Origin of the sequence: Streptomyces sp. NPDC002795, from assembly GCF_042888725.1 — a bacterium.
GTDB lineage: Bacteria > Actinomycetota > Actinomycetes > Streptomycetales > Streptomycetaceae > Streptomyces.
The window spans coordinates 281,582-299,010 of record NZ_JBIAQB010000009.1; the positions used below are offsets into that span (position 1 = coordinate 281,582).

Here is a 17,429-nt window from a genome sequence, read left to right on the forward strand (position 1 = left end):
CGATAGTGGAGTACGTGACTGCTGTACCGCACCCCCGTACCGATGCCGCCGAGTCGGCCGAGCCGGCTGCTTCCTCGCCGAACGGCCGGCGAAGCCTCGCCGTCGCCCTGCTCTGCGGGGCCGCGGGAGCCGCGATCGCCCTGCTCGCCTCCCGGCAGGAGTGGTGCTCGGGCGTCGCCGCCGTGGCCGGCGGCAAGCTGCCGCTGACCGCGAAGGGCAGTGACGTCACGGGCGTCCCCGCGGCCCTCGCCATAGTGGGCCTCGCCGCGCTCGTCGCCGTCTTCGCGGTCCGCAAGGTCGGCCGCGTCCTGGTCGCCCTCCTGCTCGCGCTCAGCGGCGCGGGCGCCGTCGCCGCCGCCGTGCTCGGCGCGGGCGACAGTGCCGCGCTCGACGAGAAGGCGGCGCAGGCCGCGGGTGACGCCTCCGCCACCATCCACGCGCTCAGCAACACCGCGTGGCCGTACGTCTCCGCGGTCGGCGGCGCACTCATCCTGATCGCCGGGATCCTCGCCGTGATCTACGGCGCGGCCTGGCCGTCGATGGGCGGCCGCTACGAGCGCTCCGGCGCCCCGAGGACCCGCCGCGCCAAGGCCGTGGACCCGGACCGCCCCGAGGAGCTCTGGAAGGCCCTCGACCGCGGCGAGGACCCGACCGGAGCGTAGGCGCTCACCCCGCGTTCCGAGCTCGTTCGCGCGTGCGGGACAATAGATAGGAACGTCGTACGTCATGCGTACGCATAGGCCATTAGTTACGAGGAGCAAGCCATGGCGGACAGCAGCCACGGACACACCCCGGCCGCCTGGACCGGTGTCATCATCGCCTTCATTGGTTTCTGTGTCGCGGGCGCCTTCATGGTGATGGTGCAGCCGGTCGGCTTCTGGGTCGGGATGGCTCTGCTCGTCATCGCCCCGATCGTCGGCGGCGTGATGAGCGCCATGGGCATGGGCAAGCCGAGGCGTGCCGAGCTGCAGCTCAAGTCCACCGGGGCGGCGCAGCCCGCGAGCTCGGGGGCCTGAGCCCTCGCACATACCCGCGGAAGGGGTGGAGCGGCCGACCGACCGGCTGCCCCGCCCCTTTCGCGTTTCCCGGGGAGCGGTCCCGGCCCCGCGGATGCAGAATTCACGGGTGACCGTGGAGACGACCGACACCGCCCCCGCCCGCTTCAGCGCCCTGCGCCGGCTCGCCGTCCCGCTCGGCGTGCTCGGCGGAGTCGCCCTGGCCTTCGGCTACGTGGGCGCCGTCGACCCCAATGAGCCCGGCCACTACCCGGGCTGCCCGTTCCTCCAGCTCACCGGCGCCTTCTGCCCCGGGTGCGGCGGGCTGCGCAGTGCCCACGCGGTCGCGCACGGGGACCTCGCGGGCGCGTTCGGGGCCAATGCCCTCGCCGTCGTCGGCTACGCGCTGTTCGCCGTGGTCTGGACGGTGTGGGTGGTGCGGGCTGCCCGTGGCAGAGCGGTGAGCCTCGCGCTCGGCCGCGTACAGCTGTGGATCCTCGGTGGGGTCGTACTCGCCTTCACCGTTGTCCGGAACCTGCCGTTCGGTGGCTTCCTAAGCCCTTGATCAACTGCGTTTGTCCAGGTAGTGGGACCGGCGTCAACCGGATGCGGGACCTTCGGCCTTCGACGGATACCATTCACAAGGACCAGATGAACACCCAGGGGATGCCCGGAAAGGAGTCCGCTCGCGTGAGTGTGCTCGACGAGATCATCGACGGAGTCCGTGCCGACCTTGCGGAGCGGCAGGCGCGCGTCAGCCTCGACGAGCTCAAGGAGCGCGCGGCGAAGGCTCGCCCGGCCAAGGACGGGGTGGCCGCGCTCAAGGGTGACGGCGTCAAGGTGATCTGCGAGGTCAAGCGGTCCAGCCCCTCCAAGGGCGCGCTCGCCGCGATCGCCGACCCGGCCGCCCTCGCAGCGGACTACGAGGCGGGCGGCGCGGCCGTCATCTCCGTCCTCACCGAGCAGCGCCGCTTCGGCGGCTCGCTCGCCGACCTGGAGGCCGTCCGCGCCAAGGTCGACATCCCGATCCTGCGCAAGGACTTCATCGTCACGTCGTACCAGCTGTGGGAGGCCCGCGCGTACGGCGCCGACCTCGCGCTGCTGATCGTCGCGGCCCTGGAGCAGCCCGCCCTGGAGTCCCTCATCGAGCGCGCGGAGTCCATGGGCCTCACGCCGCTCGTCGAGGCGCACGACGAGGACGAGGTGGAGCGCGCGATCGACGCCGGAGCGAAGATCATCGGCATCAACACCCGCAACCTCAAGGACCTTTCGGTCGACCGCGGCACCTTCGAGCGCGTCGCCCCGGACATCCCGGACCACATCGTCAAGGTGGCCGAGTCCGGCGTGCGCGGCCCGCACGACCTGATCGCGTACGCCAACGCGGGCGCGGACGCCGTCCTCGTCGGCGAGTCCCTGGTGACCGGCCGCGACCCGAAGTCCGCCGTCGCCGACCTCGTCGCCGCCGGAGCCCACCCCGCCCTGCGGCACGGACGGTAAACTCACCCCATGCCCATCGCCTCCCGCCTCGCTCCCGGTTGCCGCCCCCGCGGCTGCCGCGCGCCGGCGAGGCGTGTGCGGGGCCGCCGGGTCCGCTACCACATCGGCGCGGAACCCGGCCAGATCAACGGCATGCGATGGCGAGGCGCCCTGTAGGTCCTTCTCGGACCTCGGGGCGCGGGATCCACCTGACAGGCGGCCACCACACAGGCGGTCACCGCCGCGCGGGCGCGAGCAGCACCGTCGCCCGCGTTCGAGTACGTACCTTTGCCCCATCAAGGGGCGCGGGACCGTGCCTGACAGCGACCACCCACGCCCCCACGGCGATCAGTCAGCACCCAACTCACCGTGAGGGTTACGCATGCCCAGCGAGTACTTCATTCCTGACCCCGAGGGTCACATCCCCAGCGCCGAGGGCTACTTCGGCGCGTTCGGCGGCAAGTTCATCCCGGAGGCGCTGGTCGCCGCCGTGGACGAGGTCGCGGTCGAGTACGACAAGGCCAAGAACGACCCGGCCTTCGCCGCCGAGCTCGACGACCTCCTGGTCAACTACACCGGCCGCCCGTCGGCCCTCACCGAGGTGCCCCGGTTCGCCGAGCACGCCGGTGGCGCCCGCGTCTTCCTCAAGCGCGAGGACCTGAACCACACCGGCTCGCACAAGATCAACAACGTGCTCGGCCAGGCCCTGCTCACCAAGCGCATGGGCAAGATTCGCGTCATCGCCGAGACCGGCGCGGGCCAGCACGGCGTCGCGACGGCCACCGCCTGCGCGCTGCTCGGCCTTGAGTGCAAGATCTACATGGGCGAGATCGACACCGAGCGTCAGGCCCTGAACGTGGCCCGGATGCGGATGCTCGGCGCCGAGGTCGAGGCCGTGAAGTCCGGCTCCCGCACCCTCAAGGACGCCATCAACGAGGCGTTCCGCGACTGGGTCGCCAACGTCGACGACACGCACTACCTGTTCGGCACGGTCGCGGGCCCGCACCCCTTCCCCGCGATGGTCCGCGACTTCCACCGGGTCATCGGCGTCGAGGCCCGCCGCCAGATCCTGGAGCGCGTCGGCCGGCTGCCCGACGCCGCGATCGCCTGCGTCGGCGGCGGCTCCAACGCCATCGGCCTGTTCCACGCCTTCATCCCGGACGCCGACGTCCGCCTGATCGGCTGCGAGCCGGCCGGACACGGCATCGAGACCGGCGAGCACGCGGCGACGCTCAGCGCGGGCGAGCCCGGCATCCTGCACGGCTCCCGCTCCTACGTCCTCCAGGACGAGGAGGGCCAGATCACCGAGCCGTACTCGATCTCGGCGGGCCTGGACTACCCGGGCATCGGCCCCGAGCACGCCTACCTCAAGGACTCGGGCCGCGGCGAGTACCGCGCGGTCACCGACGACGCCGCGATGCAGTCCCTGCGCCTGCTGTCGCAGACCGAGGGCATCATCCCGGCCATCGAGTCGGCGCACGCGCTCGCGGGCGCGCTGGAGGTCGGCAAGGAGCTGGGCAAGGACGGGCTGATCATCGTCAACCTGTCCGGGCGCGGCGACAAGGACATGGACACGGCCGCGCGCTACTTCGGCCTGTACGACGGCTCCGACGAGGAGGGCTCCAAGTGAGCGGGAACATCGAGCTGTTGAACGACACCCTCGCCGGCGCCAGGGCCGAGGGCCGCTCCGCCCTCATCGCCTACCTGCCCGCCGGTTTCCCGACCGTCGACGGCGGCATCGAGGCGATCAAGGCCGCCTTCGACGGCGGCGCGGACGTGGTCGAGGTGGGCCTGCCGCACTCCGACCCGGTGCTCGACGGCCCGGTCATCCAGACCGCCGACGACATCGCGCTGCGCGGCGGCCTGAAGATCAAGGACGTCATGCGCACCGTCCGCGAGGCGCACGAGGCCACCGGCAAGCCGGTCCTCGTCATGACGTACTGGAACCCCATCGACCGCTACGGCATCGAGCGGTTCACCGCAGAACTCGCCGAGGCGGGCGGCGCGGGCTGCATCCTCCCCGACCTGCCGGTGCAGGAGTCGGCGCTGTGGCGCGAGCACGCGGACAAGCACGGTCTCGCGACCGTCTTCGTCGTCGCGCCCAGCAGCAAGGACGAGCGCCTGGCCACCATCACGGCGGCCGGTTCGGGCTTCGTGTACGCGGCGTCCCTGATGGGCGTCACCGGCACCCGCGTGTCCGTCGGCAACCAGGCCAAGGAGCTCGTCGAGCGCACCAAGGCCACGACGGACCTCCCGGTCTGCGTGGGCCTCGGCGTCTCCAACGCGGCGCAGGCCAAGGAGGTCGCCGGCTTCGCGGACGGGGTCATCGTCGGCTCGGCGTTCGTGAAGCGGATGCTGGACGCCCCGGACGAGAAGGCCGGGCTCGAAGCGGTGCGCGCCCTCGCCGGTGAACTCGCCGCGGGCGTAAGGGACGGCGCAGCAACCACCCCGTAGTAACAGGGAGTTACGTCACCCATACGGATGGAAACCGGACCGGGAAGGCACGCTCGTGCCTTCCCGGTTCGTTGGCGCTGGTGTGAGCGAGAAGAACCGAGAGGGAAAGCGCGCGGCCCGCGAACGCCTTGCCGCCGAGCGCCAGAAGCAGAAGACCGCTGAGAAGCGGCGCAGGACATTGATCGTGGGTGCGACCGTCGTGTGTGTCCTCGGCCTGGCCGCGGTGATCGGGGTGGTCGCCGCGAATTCGGGCGACGACAGTTCCGGCGGCGACGCGGCGTCGGGACCCGTGGTCGCGCCGAAGGGCGCCGACGGCAAGGACGATTTGGCGATCCCCGTCGGCAAGGCGAGCGCGAAGTCGACCCTGGAGATCTGGGAGGACTTCCGCTGCCCCGCCTGCAAGACCTTCGAGGACACCTACCGCTCGACGATCCACGAACTCGCCGACGCCGGTGAGCTCCGGGTGCAGTACCACCTCGTCACGCTGATCGACGCGAACATGCAGGGCAGCGGCTCCCTGCGCGCGGCGAACGCGGCGGCGTGCTCGCAGACCGCGGGCAAGTTCCGCGACTATCACGACGTGCTGTTCGAGAACCAGCCGGCGGAAACGGATGACGCCTTCGCGAAGAACGACAAGCTCATCGAGCTCGCCGGAAAGGTCGGCGGCCTCGACACAGGAACGTTCAAGTCGTGTGTGAACAAGGGCACGCACGACAGCTGGGTGAAGAAGTCGTACAAGGCGTTCCAGGACGCGAAGCACTCCGGCACCCCGACGGTCCGGCTCAACGGCGAGGACATCCTGAGCGACCAGAGCCTGACCCCGGCCAAGTTCAAGAAGATGGTCGAGGAGGCGAACAAGTAGTCGGAGCCGTTACGCAGCCGTTGCCGGGCTGCCCGCCGTGCCCGCGGCCCGGCACGGTAGCGTCGGACCTGCCATGGAACTTGCCTTCATTCCCAGCCCGTCCAGCGGGGTCGTCTATCTCGGCCCGATCCCGCTGCGCGGCTACGCGTTCTGCATCATCATCGGCGTCTTCGTGGCCGTCTGGCTCGGAAACCGGCGCTGGATCGCCCGCGGCGGGCGGTCCGGCACGGTCGCCGACATCGCCGTGTGGGCGGTGCCCTTCGGCCTGGTCGGCGGTCGCCTCTACCACGTGATCACGGACTACCAGCTGTACTTCAGCGAGGGCCGTGACTGGGTGGACGCCTTCAAGGTCTGGGAGGGCGGCCTCGGTATCTGGGGCGCCATCGCGCTCGGCGCGGTCGGCGCCTGGATCGGGGCCCGCCGCCGCGGCGTCCCGCTGCCGGCCTACGCCGACGCGATCGCCCCCGGCATCGCCCTCGCCCAGGCCATCGGCCGCTGGGGCAACTGGTTCAACCAGGAGCTGTACGGCCGGGCCACCGATGTGCCGTGGGCGCTCAAGATCACCTCGGACACGGACGGGCGGGTGCCGGGCACCTACCACCCCACGTTCCTGTACGAGTCGCTGTGGTGCATCGGCGTCGCGCTGCTCGTCATCTGGGCCGACCGGAAGTTCAAGCTCGGACACGGGCGGGCCTTCGCGCTGTACGTCGCGTCGTACTGCGTGGGCCGGTTCTGGATCGAGTACATGCGCGTGGACGACGCGCACCACATCCTCGGCCTGCGGCTCAACTGCTGGACGGCGCTGGGTGTCTTCCTGCTCGCCGTGATCTACATGGTGGTGTCGGCGCGGAAGCGGCCCGGACGCGAAGAGACCGTCGAACCGGGAGTCTCCGACGGTTCGGCGGACGAGGGCGACGGTGACGTCGAGGACGACGCCGGCCTTTCGAAGAGTGAGAAGAGCGAGAAGAGCGAGGCGAAGAAGACCTGACGGTCTTCGCCTGTACGTCCATGGGGGCGCCGGACCGGTTGGTTCGGCGCCCTTTCGCATCCTCAGGCGCCGGACGAACCCGCCCCGGCCAGCCGCAGCGTCCTGTGTGCGGCCGCCACCACCGCCGCGTCGACGAACCGGCCGTCCGGGAGGGCCAGGGCGCCCGCCTCCGTGGCCGCCGCGCAGACGATCTCCTGCGCCGCCGCCACCTCCGCCTCCGTGGGGCGGAAGGCCTCCTCGATCACCGGGAGCTGGCGGGGGTGGATCGCGGTGCGGCCGAGGAAGCCCAGGGCGCGGCCCTCGGCGCAGGAGCGGGCCAGACCCGCCGTGTCGCGGACGTCCGGGTAGACGGACTGCGGCGGTGGCGGCAGCCGGGCCGCGCGCGCCGCGACGACCGCCCGGCCGCGCACCCATGCGAGGCCCGCACCGTCCGTGATGCCGAGGTCGGCGCGCAGATCCGCCTCGCCGAGCGCGATGCCGTGCACACAGGGGTGCGCGGCGATGTCGTAGGCGTGCTCGACGCCCGTCGCCGACTCCAACAGGGCGTACAGGGGCGGCACTTCGAGCGCCCAGTCCTGGAGGCGGGTCAGGTCCGCGGGGCCGCTCACCTTCGGCAGGCGCAGCGCGTCGAGGCCGGGGAGCGGGGTGAGGCGGTGTACCTCCTGCTCGGCGAGCGGCCCGTCCAGCGCGTTGACGCGGACGTGCACCGGCGTCTTGTGCTTGTCCGCGAGGAGTTCGACGGTGGCGTCGAGCGCGTACGCCTTGCGGTCGGGGGCGACCGCGTCCTCCAGGTCGACCAGGACCACGTCGGCGCCCGAGCCGAGCGCCTTGGCGACGACATCGGGGCGGTCCCCGGGCACGTACAGCCAGGTCAGGAACGTCTTTTCCAGCCGAGCGCTCATACCGCACCAGCCTCCCGCAGGGACACGATGTCCGCCTCCGACAGGCCGAGGCCGTCCAGGATCTCCTCGGTGTCCGAACCGTGCGGGCGGCCCGTCCACTGGATGGCGCCGGGGGTCTCGGAGAGGCGGAAGAGGACGTTCTGCATCTTGACCGTGCCGAGGTCCGGGTCGGGGAGTTCCGTGATCGTGTCGAGGGCCTGGTACTGCTCGTCGGCCAGGACGTCGCGGATGTCGTAGACCGGGGCGATGGCGGCCTCCGCCTTCTCGAAGGCCGCGACCACCTCGTCGCGGGTGTGCGCGGCGATCCAGCCGCCGACCGCCTCGTCGAGTTCGTCGGCGTGCCGCGCGCGGCCCGAGCCCGTCGCGAACCATTCCTCGTCGATGAACTCGGGCCGCCCGACCAGGTGCATCACGCGCTCCGCGATCGACTGCGCGGACGTCGACACCGCGACCCACTTCTCGTCGCTCGTGCGGTACGTGTTGCGGGGGGCGTTGTTCGTCGAGCGGTTGCCGGTGCGCGGCTGGACGTAGCCGAGCTGGTCGTACCAGGTGGCCTGCGGGCCGAGGATCGACAGCATCGGCTCGATGATCGCCATGTCGATCACCTGGCCGCGGCCCGTCGTGTCACGCCCGCGCAGCGCCGCCATGATCGCGTACGAGGTGGCGAGCGCGGTGATGGAGTCGGCGAGGCCGAACGGGGGGAGCGTCGGCGGGCCGTCCGGCTGGCCGGTGATCGCGGCGAAGCCGCTCATCGCCTCCGCGAGCGTGCCGAATCCGGGCCGGCGCGCGTACGGGCCGAACTGGCCGAAGCCGGTGACGCGGGCGAGGACCAGGCGCGGATTGGCGGCGCTCAGCTCGTCCCAGCCGAGGTGCCACTTCTCCAGGGTGCCGGGCCGGAAGTTCTCGATGACGACGTCCGATTCCGCCGCCAGCTTGAGGAGGATCTCGCGGCCGCCGGGCGAGGACAGGTCGAGGGTGAGGTTCTTCTTGTTGCGGCCGAGGGTCTTCCACCAGAGGCCGACGCCGTCCTTGGACGGGCCGTGGCCGCGGGAGGGGTCGGGCCTGCGGGGGTGCTCGATCTTGATGACCTCGGCGCCGAAGTCGCCGAGCATGGTGGCGCAGATCGGTCCGGCGAAGAGGGTGGCGAGATCGAGGACGCGAAGCCCGGTCAACGGGCCCTTGGGCATGTCTTGTTGAGGGTTCGTCATGTGCGGGCCTCCAGGGTGAGCCGGGCCAGTTCGTCGAAGCCGATGCCGTCGAAGCCGGCGACCGTGGTGGCGAGCCGGTTCTTCAGCGGGGCGGTCCAGCGGTCGCCGAGCGCGTCGGGGTGGCCGGCGAGCAGGCCGGCGATCGAGCCGGCGGTCGCGCCGTTGGAGTCGGTGTCCCAGCCGCCGCTCACCGCGCGGCAGATGGAGCCCTCGAAGTCACCGTCGGCGTGGGTGAGAGCGGCGGAGAGGAGGGCGGCGTTGGGCAGGACGTGGACCCAGTGGTGGTCGGCGTAGGCGGCGTGCAGCTCGTCGACGACGGTGTCGAAGTCCTGGTGTCGTCCGGCCAGTTCGATGCCTCGGCGCACGGCCCGCGCGTAGCGCGAGTGCGGTGGTACGACGGCGAGGCCGGTGTCGAGTGCCGTGTGTACGTCCGCGGTGCCCGAGGCGGCGGTGGCGATGGTGGCGGCCGTGAACATCGCGCCGTACACGCCGTTCGCGGTGTGCGTGAGAACGGCGTCTCGGTGGGCGAGACGGGCCGCGCGGGCCGGGTCGCCCGGGTTGATCCAGCCGAAGACGTCGGCGCGGATCTGGGCGCCGATCCATTCGCGGAAGGGGTTGCGGTACGTCGCCGTGTGCGGGGGTTCGAGGCCGGTGAGGAGGTTGCGGTAGGCGATGCGTTCGGCGGTGAAGGTGCGGCCCGCGGGGAGTTCGTCGAGCCAGAGCTTGGCGACGTCGGACGTGGTGAAGTCGGGGCCGTGGCGCTGGATCAACAGCAGGGCGAGGAGGGGGTAGTTGAGGTCGTCGTCCTCGGGCATGCCGTCGATGTTCTCGGCGAGGGAGGTGGGGGCGCTGCGGCGGTTCCAGGGGTAGCGGGTGGCGATCTCCGGGTCCAGTCCGGCTTCCGTGAACCAGCCGTTCAGTGGCCAGTTTCCGGTGGAGCGGGCGATGGCTCGGATGCCTTCGAGGGGCAGCTTCTCGACGGGTTTGCCGAGGAGGCAGCCGATGGCTCGGCCGAGCCAGGCGGCGTGCAGTCGGTCGAGCGGGGCGTTCTCATCCCCCGCCCCGCCCCTTCCCGAAACCGGGGGCTCCGCCCCCGGACCCCCGCTCCTCAAACGCCGGAGGGGCTTGATATGAGCAGGCCCGGGCGGGGGAGAGTTCTTCGTCGCGGATTCGATCGCCGCCAGGTCCGTCGGTTCCGGCAGCGGTGAGGTGAGCGCCGCGAGTTCGTCGAGCAAGTGCTCGGCCAGGGAACGCAGTTCGGGTGACACCGGGACGGCAGACGCTCCCGCCCGGTCAGGCGCCAGGTGGCCGCCCGCCGCCACCCAGCGGGACGCGATCGCGGACGCGTCCCGGCCGTCCTGCGCCGCCTGGCGCAGTTCGTGGCCGAGCAGGTCCTCGGGCTGTACCCAGGTCAGACGGAGCATCACAGCCCCGTCACCGCCGCGAACGCGGCTTCGTGGGCGCGGCGCCGGTCCAGGTCCTTCGCGTGCACCTCGCGTGTGATCCGCGCGAGGGAGGCCGCCGGGCCGTGCAGGTCCAGCTTGCTGGCCCGGGCGATCTCGGCGCTCCACTCCTTGGGCACGGCCCCCTCCCCGTACAGCGCGCCGACGATCGCCCCGCTCATCGTGGCGATCGAGTCGCAGTCGCGGCCGTAGTTGACCGAACCGAGCACGGTGTGCCGGAAGTCGCCGCGGCCGACCAGGAGCATGCCGAGGGCGACCGGGAGTTCCTCGATGGCGTGCAGGCGGGACGGGCGGCGGGCGCCGAGCGACGGCTTGCGGTACTCGGGGCCGACCGTGTCGAAGGGGGTGACCGCCTCGCGCAACGGCTTCAGCGCGTCCTCGAAGTCGTCGTAGCGGGACGCCACTTCGCAGACCGCCTCGATCGCCGACCGCGTGCCGTCCTTGGCGAGGGCGAGAGCGTCCTCGACCACCGACTCGGGCGTCGCGCCCGGCTTGTACGCCGCCGCGACCGCCGCCGCGAAGACTCCCGCCGCCTCCCGGCCGTACGAGGACTGGTGGGCGCCCGCGACGTCGAGAGCCTCTTCGTACGCCTTCAGCGGGTTGCCCGCGTTGACCGCGCCGACCGGGGCCATGTACATCGCCGCGCCGCAGTTCACGATGTTGCCGACGCCCGCCTCGCGCGGGTCGATGTGACCGTAGTGGATCCGGGCCACGATCCACTTCTCGGCGAGGAAGATCCGCTGGAGGGGGAGGGCCTCCGCCTCGAGTTCCGGGATCCAGCGGGGAGTTGTCATCAGGTCGGGGACCAGGTGGTCGGCGACCGCGTACGCGTCGAGGTGGTCGCGGACCTTCTCGTAGACCCGGATCAGGGCGTGGGTCATGAGGGTGTCGTCCGTTACGTGGCCGTCGCCCTTGTGGTACGGGGCGATGGGCCGCGCCGTCCTCCAGTCGTCCTTGTAGAACGGCTCCACGATGCCGCGCACCCGGCCGCCGTGCCGCTCCGCGATGGCCTCCGGTGTCCAGCCCTCGACCGGGCCGCCGAGCGCGTCGCCCACGGCCGCGCCGACCAGGGCGCCGGTGGTGCGGTCTTCCAAGCTCATGGTGAAGTTCCTTCCGCTGCAAGGGAGTTCGAGGTGGCGCGGGCGAGGCGGCCGGCCAGGGTCGTCAGTGCGGTTCCCGCGAGTTGCGGCAGCGCGCAGCCCGCGAGGATGTCGCAGGCGTCCCGCCAGGTGTGCGGCAGCGCCTCCGCGCCGCCGATCGCGCCGGTCAGGGCGCCGGTCAGGGCGGGCGCCGAGTCCGCGACGCGGGACAGACAGGCCGCGGTGGGCACGGCCTCGGTGACCGACCCCCCGGCGGCCGTGGCTATGGCGAGCGCGACGGGGACGGTCTCGGCCGCCGCGATGCCGTAGCTGTAGACGTGGTCGACGATCTCGTGTTCCAGGACGGGGACCAGCGCGAACGCGTTGCCGGGTTGTCCCGGGCGGGCGGCCGCCGCGGCGCGGCCGAGTTCCACGGCTCTGTGGGCGTTGCGGTGGATCTCGGTGCCGGCCGGGAGCTGGGCGAGCGCGGCGTCCACGCAGGCGTCGACGTCGGCGCCGCCGAGCGCGGTCGCGACGGCCGCGGCCATCGCGCGGGCGCCGTGCACGCCGTCGCCGTCCTGGGTGTAACGGGCGTCGAACTCGGCGAGTTCCGCGGCGAGTTCGGGCTCGCCGGGGTGGACGGCCGCGAGGACCGCGGCGCGGACGCAGGCCGCGTCGTCGAAGTAGTGCGGGTTGTCGTGGCCCGTGGCGGGTGGGCGCAGGCCCGCCGCCAGGTTGCCGAGGCCGGCGCGGACCGAGATGCGGGCGCGCAGGGGGATGTCGGCGGATTCGATCTCGTCGGCGCGGGCCGCTGCCGCGGCGATCTCGTCGGCGAGGGTGTTCCAGGCGAGGGAGAGGGAGGAGCGGACGCGGTGGTCGGGTGGGAGGTCGCCGAGGCCGTCGGCGTGGGCGGCGAGGACGGCGAACGCGGTGAACGCGGCCCATTCGGCGTCGTCCGACGGGCCCAGGCGGAGGGGTTCCGGGGGTTGGTTCAGGGCGATGGGGACGGGGAGGGTGGTGGTGGCGTTCTGCTCCGCGAAGGTGTCCAGTTCGCGGGTGAGGCGGCGGGTCCAGTCCGGGAGGCGTGCCGCGCGGTGTCGTCCCGACGGCCAGCCGGCGGCGTCCCCTGCGGCGATTCCCAGGAGCAGGCCTTCGACGCGGTTGATGTTCGTGGCGGCGGCTGTGGTCGCGCCCCTGGGGCTCTGCCCCAGACCCCGCTGCTCAATCGCCGCAGGGGCTTGATTGTCCGGGCCTGCGTTTGAGTGTGCGGCGGGGGCTTGGGTGTCGGGGCTTGCGTTTGAGTGAGCCGGCGGGGCTTGAATGTCCGGACCTGCGCTTGAGTGTGCCGCGGGGGCTTGAGTGTCGGGGCTTGCGTTTGAGTGTGTCGCGGGGCCTTGGGTGTCGGGGCTTGCGTTTGAGTGTGCGGCGGGGGCTTGAGTGTCCGGGCTTGCGTTTGAGTGTGCCGGCGGGGCTTGAGTGTCGGGGTTTGCGTTTGGGTGTGGCGCGGGGGCTTGGGTGTCGGGGCTTGCGTTTGAGTGTGCGGCGGGGGCTTGAGTGTCCGGGCCTGCGCTTGAGGGTGCCGGCGGGGCTTGAGTGGCCGGGCTTGCGTTTGGGTGTGGCGTGGGGGCTTCCATGGCGTGGCCCGGAGCGGCGAATTCAGCCTCGACGGCGTTTGAGGCGTGGGGTTCGGGGCGGAGCCCCGTGGCGTGGTCGGAGCTCATGCCACCGCCCCCGTCCGGTCCGGCGGCGGAGGTGAGAGGCGGTCGGCCACGTCCAGGACGTGGCGGCCCGCCATCGACGGGAGGCAGCTGCCCCGGACCGGGCCGATGGCTGATGACCACGCCGGGGGGATCGCGGACGCTCCGCCGAGGGCACCGGCAAGCGCGCCCGCCACCGCCGCCGTCGTGTCCGCGTCACGGCCCATGTTGACCGCCGTGAGGACCGATTCGCGGAAGTCGCCGCGGGCCACCGCGAACGCGCCGAAGGCGAGGCCGACCGCCTCGGGGGCCAGGTCCGTCCACGGGTAGCCGCCGATGACGACGGCCTTGCGGACCGCCCGCTCCATCGACAACTGCGTGCCGTCGGGGTCGCGGCGGGCCCTGCGCGCCGCCGAGACCGCGCGGTGCAGGGAGCGCGCCGTCCACGAGTCCTCGGGGACGACGGAGAGCGCCGCCTGGACCACCGCGTCCGGGCTGTGGCTGACCATGGCCGCCGCGACCCCCGCCGCGACCGCCCGGCCGCCGTGGATGCCTTCCCCGTCGTGCGACACCGTGCCGTCGATCGACACCAGGCGGGCCGCCTCCGCCGGGCGGCCCGCCGCGTACACCCCGAAGGGCGCCGCGCGCATCGCGAGGCCGTCGCTCCAGGCGTGCCGGTGCTGGGCGGAGATGGGGGCGGCGAGGCCCCGGCGGAGGTTCTCGAGGGTGCCGCGTTCGCTGAAACCGGCACCCTTGAAGGGGCCCTCGTCGCGGTCGGCGATCCACGTGTGCCAGGCCCGCTCGACGTGCCCGATGGTGAGGCCCGCGCCGTGCTCGGCGAGGAGGAGGCCCGAGAAGATCGCGTACTCGGTGTCGTCCGTGCCCGCCGGGTCGGCGGAGACGAAGCCTTCGATGCGGCCCCAGCGTTCACGGATCTGGGACGGCTTCATGTTCTCCGCGGGCGCGCCGAGCGCGTCCCCGACGGCGAGTCCGAGGAGCGCCCCGCGGGCGCGGTCCCGCAGGGAGATCGCGGCCGCGGGGGGAGGGTGCGGGACGGTACGGAGTCTGCGTGGCTGTGCCGGCCCTCCCGAGGGAGGGTCCGGTTCGACGCTGACGCTCATGGTGTGTTCGTGCTCATCTCTGGGGTTGTGCTGGTCGTACGCGGTGGGGCGGCTCAGCGTTGGTAGCGGTCCAGAATCAGATTGCCGTCGTCGGCCAGGCGCTTGCGCAGCTCTGTTACGCCGAACGCGCCGTTGTAGAACTCCTGGAAGGCCGGCGTGGCGATCTTGTCCTTCCATTCGGCGTAGCCCCGCACCCCGAGCACCGGGGACGGGCGCAGCGAGGCGGCCAGGTCGGAGCCCGTCTTCCAGCCGTACTTCTCGGTGGTCAGGGACGGGTCCTTGAGCGCCTCGCGGCTGGTGGGCAACAGCCAGTCGCCGCGCGCCAGTTGGACCTGGTGGTCGGCCCGTGTGAGGTAGGCGATGAACTGGGCCGCCGCCTTCTTGTGCTTGCTGTCCTCGGAGACGGACAGGGTCTGCGGGGCGACGCCCTGGGCCAGTCCGCCCGAGCCCTCGGGCATCGGCAGGACGGCCCAGTCGAAGCCCTTGGGGGCCTGCTGCTGGACCTGCTGCCGGAACGAGAAGTTGAGCGGCAGCATCGCGTACTTGCCGGCGAAGAAGCCGGGCAGCGTGTCCGAGCCGGCCATGCCGAGCGCCGACTTGGGTGCGGTGTGTGCCTTGTTGACCTGCCGGTTGATCAGCCGCGCGACGGCCGAGTCGGCGGCGTCGTAGCGGATCTCGTTCTTGCCCTCCCCGTCCTTGTAGAAGATCTTGCCGTCGGTGGACCGGGCGAGGTTCACGGACTGGGTGACCGGCTCCTTCATCGACCAGGCGACGCCGTACCGCTCGGGCTTGCCGTCCCGGTTCCCGTCACGCGTGAGCTTCTTGCTCGCGCGCTCGAACTCGGCCCAGGACCAAGGGTGTTGGACGGTCGGCGTGCGTACGCCCGACTGCTTCAGGAGCTTCTTGTTCACGACGAGTACGCGCGGCTCCTGGAGGAACGGGATGCCGTAGATCTTCTTTCCGTACGTCGTCGTGGCCCAGGACGCCTTCGGGATGTCCGCGCGCAGTGACTTCGGCAGGTAGGGGCTCAGGTCGGCGAGGTAGCCGCCGTGCCCGAAGTCGGTGAGGTCGGAGGCGTCGTCGTGGAAGATGTCCGGCGCCTTGCCGCCCTCGAAGGAGGTCAGCATCTGGTCGTGGATGCTGTCCCAGACGCCCTGGACGTACTTGACCTTGACCTTGGAGTGGGTGTCGTTCCACTTCTCGACGAGGGCCTTGTTCGCCTCGATGGACTCCTTCTGCCAGGCGAGGCTGAGGAATTCGAGGGTGACCGTGCCGTTCGCCGAATCGGAGTCCGAGCCGGAGCAGCCGGCGACCAGGGCGAGCGAGAGGGAGGCGGCGGCCGCCGCGAGGATCCTGCGCATCAGCCCTTCACCGCCCCGCTCATCATGCCGCCGACGAGACGCCGCTGGAGCAGCGAGAAGAAGACGAGGCTGGGGATCGTGGCGAGGACCGAGGCCGCGGCGAGCGGCCCGAGGTCCGCGACGCCCTCGGCGCCGAGGAAGCGGGTGAGGATGACCGACATCGTCTGGTTCTCCGGGGACTTGAGGAGGACGAGGGCGAAGAAGAACTCGTTCCAGGCGGTCACGAAGCTGAACATCAGCGTGGCCACCAGGCCGGGCGCGAGGAGCGGAAGCACCACGCTGGTCAGCGTGCGCAGGCGGCTCGCGCCGTCCACCGCCGCGGCCTCCTCCAGGGAGCGCGGCACCGACTTCACGTAGCCCTGGAGCATCCAGAGCGAGAAGGGCAGGTTCCAGACGACGTAGACGATGATCAGGCCGAGGAGGCTGTCGATCATCCGCAGGTTCTTCAGGACCAGGAACAGCGGAATGATGATCAGCACGAACGGGAACATCTGGCTGACCAGGATCCAGCCCGTGCCCGCCTGACTGACGCGGGTCCTGTACCGGACCATGACGTACGCGGCCGGGACCGCGATCGCGACCGAGATCACGGAGGCGCTGACCGCGACGATCAGGCTGTTGAGCGCCGAGCGGAGCAGCGGCTGCGCGTCGAACGCGGCACGGTAGTTGTCCAGGCTCGGATGCTGCGGCAGCCAGCTCGGGTCGATCGCGCCCAGCTCCTGCGGGGACTTGAACGACGTCGAGATCAGCCACAGGAACGGGAAGGCCAGGAAGACCATGTAGCAGAGCAGCGCCACGTACTGGCCTGCGCGGCCCGCGACCCGGGGGAGTGTCGTACTCGCGCTCATGCGGCCGCCTCCACGTCTTCCTTCAGCTTCTTACGGAGGAACAGCGTCAGCAGCACCGCGATCACCGCGACCATCGCCAGGCCCATCGCGGCGGCGTATCCGAACTGCCCGTACTTGAAGGCCTCTTCGTACGCGAACAGCATCGGCAGGCGTGTCTGGCCGCCGGGGCCGCCCTGCGTCAGCACGTAGACCAGGCCGAAGGAGTTGAAGTTCCAGATGAAGTTGAGCGCCGTGATGGCGATGACCACCGGCTTCACGGCTGGCCAGGTCACGGCCGTGAAACGGCGCCACATCCCCGCGCCGTCCAGCTGCGCGGCCTCCCGCAGTTCGATCGGCACGTTCTGCAGCCCGGCGAGGAGCACCACCGTCGTCTGCGGCATGCCCGCCCACACGCCCACCACGATCACGGCGGGCAGCGCGTACGACAGGTCCGCGAGCCAGTCGACGTTCTCGTGGATGATGCCCAACTGGCCCAGCGTCTTGTTCAGGATGCCCGCGTCCGAGTGGTAGACGAGCCGCCACATGATGCCGACGACGACCTCGGGCATCGCCCATGGGACGAGTGCAAGGGTCCTGGCCAGCCAGCGGAAACGCAGATTCTGGTTGAGCAGCAGCGCGAGCCCGAGCCCGAGCACGAACTGCAGCGCCGTCACGGACACCGCCCACACCAGGCCGATCCGGAACGACTCCCAGAACAGCGAGTCGTGGCGCAGATCGAGGAAGTTGTCCAGGCCGATGAACTGCGTGGGGGCGGTCCGCCCCGCCTGCGAGTCGGTGAACGCGAGCGACAGGCCGTACAGGAGCGGCACCACGCTGAGTATCAGAATCGGGATCAGCGCGGGCATCAGCAGGAACCACGCCCCCCGGTCGAGGCCGAGTGCCCGCTTGCGCTGACCCGGCGTACGGGGTGGTGGTGTGCCGCGGCTACCAGGGACGGCGTTGTCCCGTGGCGCGGTGAGACTCATGGGAATCCTC

The 17,429-nt window shown here is 71.4% G+C and carries 18 protein-coding genes; 9 read left to right on the forward strand and 9 right to left on the reverse strand.

The features are described from left to right. Positions 1-5: 5 nt before the first annotated feature. From ACFYWS_RS27510 to lgt, 9 genes are all read left to right on the forward strand, one after another. Positions 6-662: a TIGR02234 family membrane protein gene (locus ACFYWS_RS27510; RefSeq protein ID WP_389280819.1), complete on the forward strand. Its 657-nt coding sequence runs from the start codon at positions 6-8 to the stop codon at positions 660-662. A gap of 102 nt (positions 663-764) precedes the next feature. Continuing rightward, positions 765-1,016: an HGxxPAAW family protein gene (locus ACFYWS_RS27515; protein ID WP_389280821.1), complete on the forward strand. Its 252-nt coding sequence runs from the start codon at positions 765-767 to the stop codon at positions 1,014-1,016. A 94-nt stretch (positions 1,017-1,110) separates the two neighbouring features. Beyond that, on the forward strand, positions 1,111-1,560 hold the full coding sequence (locus ACFYWS_RS27520) for a DUF2752 domain-containing protein (protein ID WP_389280822.1): 450 nt from the start codon (positions 1,111-1,113) through the stop codon (positions 1,558-1,560). Between the two features lie 125 nt (positions 1,561-1,685). Next, positions 1,686-2,492, forward strand: a complete 807-nt coding sequence (gene trpC, locus ACFYWS_RS27525; protein WP_389280824.1) for an indole-3-glycerol phosphate synthase TrpC — start codon at positions 1,686-1,688, stop codon at positions 2,490-2,492. A gap of 9 nt (positions 2,493-2,501) precedes the next feature. Further along, the gene (trpM, locus tag ACFYWS_RS27530) at positions 2,502-2,648 is read left to right on the forward strand and encodes a tryptophan biosynthesis modulator TrpM (protein WP_389280826.1); all 147 of its coding nucleotides are present in this window, start codon (positions 2,502-2,504) and stop codon (positions 2,646-2,648) included. 205 nt (positions 2,649-2,853) lie between these two features. Beyond that, complete coding sequence (trpB, locus tag ACFYWS_RS27535) at positions 2,854-4,101, forward strand: tryptophan synthase subunit beta (protein WP_389280827.1); 1,248 nt, start codon at positions 2,854-2,856, stop codon at positions 4,099-4,101. Then, positions 4,098-4,925 carry a tryptophan synthase subunit alpha gene (trpA, locus tag ACFYWS_RS27540; protein WP_389280829.1) on the forward strand — a complete coding sequence of 276 codons (828 nt, stop codon included), beginning with the start codon at positions 4,098-4,100 and terminating at the stop codon, positions 4,923-4,925. The genes trpB and trpA overlap by 4 nt, the downstream gene beginning before the upstream one ends. Before the next feature lie 82 nt (positions 4,926-5,007). After that, positions 5,008-5,787 (forward strand): DsbA family protein, encoded by a 780-nt coding sequence (locus ACFYWS_RS27545; protein ID WP_389280831.1) that lies wholly within the window; start codon positions 5,008-5,010, stop codon positions 5,785-5,787. 73 nt (positions 5,788-5,860) lie between these two features. Beyond that, complete coding sequence (lgt, locus tag ACFYWS_RS27550; RefSeq protein ID WP_389280832.1) at positions 5,861-6,775, forward strand: prolipoprotein diacylglyceryl transferase; 915 nt, start codon at positions 5,861-5,863, stop codon at positions 6,773-6,775. Between the two features lie 62 nt (positions 6,776-6,837). Here lgt and ACFYWS_RS27555 read toward each other — a convergent pair whose 3' ends face one another. The 9 genes from ACFYWS_RS27555 to ACFYWS_RS27595 form a co-directional block, all read right to left on the reverse strand. Beyond that, the gene (locus tag ACFYWS_RS27555; protein ID WP_389280834.1) at positions 6,838-7,677 is read right to left on the reverse strand and encodes an HpcH/HpaI aldolase/citrate lyase family protein; all 840 of its coding nucleotides are present in this window, start codon (positions 7,675-7,677) and stop codon (positions 6,838-6,840) included. Beyond that, a complete protein-coding gene (locus ACFYWS_RS27560; RefSeq protein ID WP_389280836.1) occupies positions 7,674-8,885 on the reverse strand; it encodes a CaiB/BaiF CoA transferase family protein in 1,212 nt (403 codons plus the stop codon). The genes ACFYWS_RS27555 and ACFYWS_RS27560 overlap by 4 nt, the downstream gene beginning before the upstream one ends. Then, positions 8,882-10,309 carry an ADP-ribosylglycohydrolase family protein gene (locus ACFYWS_RS27565; RefSeq protein ID WP_389280837.1) on the reverse strand — a complete coding sequence of 476 codons (1,428 nt, stop codon included), beginning with the start codon at positions 10,307-10,309 and terminating at the stop codon, positions 8,882-8,884. Before ACFYWS_RS27565 ends, ACFYWS_RS27560 begins: the two co-directional genes overlap by 4 nt. Continuing rightward, the gene (locus ACFYWS_RS27570; RefSeq protein WP_389280839.1) at positions 10,309-11,448 is read right to left on the reverse strand and encodes an ADP-ribosylglycohydrolase family protein; all 1,140 of its coding nucleotides are present in this window, start codon (positions 11,446-11,448) and stop codon (positions 10,309-10,311) included. Before ACFYWS_RS27570 ends, ACFYWS_RS27565 begins: the two co-directional genes overlap by 1 nt. Then, on the reverse strand, positions 11,445-12,638 hold the full coding sequence (locus ACFYWS_RS27575) for an ADP-ribosylglycohydrolase family protein (RefSeq protein WP_389281061.1): 1,194 nt from the start codon (positions 12,636-12,638) through the stop codon (positions 11,445-11,447). The genes ACFYWS_RS27570 and ACFYWS_RS27575 overlap by 4 nt, the downstream gene beginning before the upstream one ends. A gap of 506 nt (positions 12,639-13,144) precedes the next feature. Beyond that, the gene (locus ACFYWS_RS27580) at positions 13,145-14,245 is read right to left on the reverse strand and encodes an ADP-ribosylglycohydrolase family protein (protein ID WP_389280841.1); all 1,101 of its coding nucleotides are present in this window, start codon (positions 14,243-14,245) and stop codon (positions 13,145-13,147) included. A gap of 53 nt (positions 14,246-14,298) precedes the next feature. Beyond that, positions 14,299-15,606, reverse strand: coding sequence for an ABC transporter substrate-binding protein (locus ACFYWS_RS27585; protein ID WP_389280843.1), 1,308 nt, complete (start codon positions 15,604-15,606; stop codon positions 14,299-14,301). Beyond that, complete coding sequence (locus tag ACFYWS_RS27590) at positions 15,606-16,454, reverse strand: carbohydrate ABC transporter permease (RefSeq protein ID WP_389280844.1); 849 nt, start codon at positions 16,452-16,454, stop codon at positions 15,606-15,608. The genes ACFYWS_RS27585 and ACFYWS_RS27590 overlap by 1 nt, the downstream gene beginning before the upstream one ends. Beyond that, positions 16,451-17,419 (reverse strand): carbohydrate ABC transporter permease, encoded by a 969-nt coding sequence (locus ACFYWS_RS27595; protein ID WP_389280845.1) that lies wholly within the window; start codon positions 17,417-17,419, stop codon positions 16,451-16,453. The genes ACFYWS_RS27590 and ACFYWS_RS27595 overlap by 4 nt, the downstream gene beginning before the upstream one ends. Positions 17,420-17,429 lie beyond the last annotated feature (10 nt).

What these genes read in the sequence shown, in the direction of transcription:
- trpB (WP_389280827.1), top strand. Translation starts at nt 2,854, where the DNA reads ATGCCCAGCGAGTACTTCATTCCTGACCCCGAGGGTCACATCCCCAGC.
- ACFYWS_RS27565 (WP_389280837.1), bottom strand. Translation starts at nt 10,309, where the DNA reads ATGCTCCGTCTGACCTGGGTACAGCCCGAGGACCTGCTCGGCCACGAA.
- trpM (WP_389280826.1), top strand. Translation starts at nt 2,502, where the DNA reads ATGCCCATCGCCTCCCGCCTCGCTCCCGGTTGCCGCCCCCGCGGCTGC.
- ACFYWS_RS27515 (WP_389280821.1), top strand. Translation starts at nt 765, where the DNA reads ATGGCGGACAGCAGCCACGGACACACCCCGGCCGCCTGGACCGGTGTC.
- ACFYWS_RS27595 (WP_389280845.1), bottom strand. Translation starts at nt 17,419, where the DNA reads ATGAGTCTCACCGCGCCACGGGACAACGCCGTCCCTGGTAGCCGCGGC.
- ACFYWS_RS27590 (WP_389280844.1), bottom strand. Translation starts at nt 16,454, where the DNA reads ATGAGCGCGAGTACGACACTCCCCCGGGTCGCGGGCCGCGCAGGCCAG.
- ACFYWS_RS27585 (WP_389280843.1), bottom strand. Translation starts at nt 15,606, where the DNA reads ATGCGCAGGATCCTCGCGGCGGCCGCCGCCTCCCTCTCGCTCGCCCTG.
- ACFYWS_RS27580 (WP_389280841.1), bottom strand. Translation starts at nt 14,245, where the DNA reads ATGAGCGTCAGCGTCGAACCGGACCCTCCCTCGGGAGGGCCGGCACAG.
- ACFYWS_RS27560 (WP_389280836.1), bottom strand. Translation starts at nt 8,885, where the DNA reads ATGACGAACCCTCAACAAGACATGCCCAAGGGCCCGTTGACCGGGCTT.
- lgt (WP_389280832.1), top strand. Translation starts at nt 5,861, where the DNA reads ATGGAACTTGCCTTCATTCCCAGCCCGTCCAGCGGGGTCGTCTATCTC.
- ACFYWS_RS27570 (WP_389280839.1), bottom strand. Translation starts at nt 11,448, where the DNA reads ATGAGCTTGGAAGACCGCACCACCGGCGCCCTGGTCGGCGCGGCCGTG.
- ACFYWS_RS27520 (WP_389280822.1), top strand. Translation starts at nt 1,111, where the DNA reads ATGCAGAATTCACGGGTGACCGTGGAGACGACCGACACCGCCCCCGCC.
- ACFYWS_RS27555 (WP_389280834.1), bottom strand. Translation starts at nt 7,677, where the DNA reads ATGAGCGCTCGGCTGGAAAAGACGTTCCTGACCTGGCTGTACGTGCCC.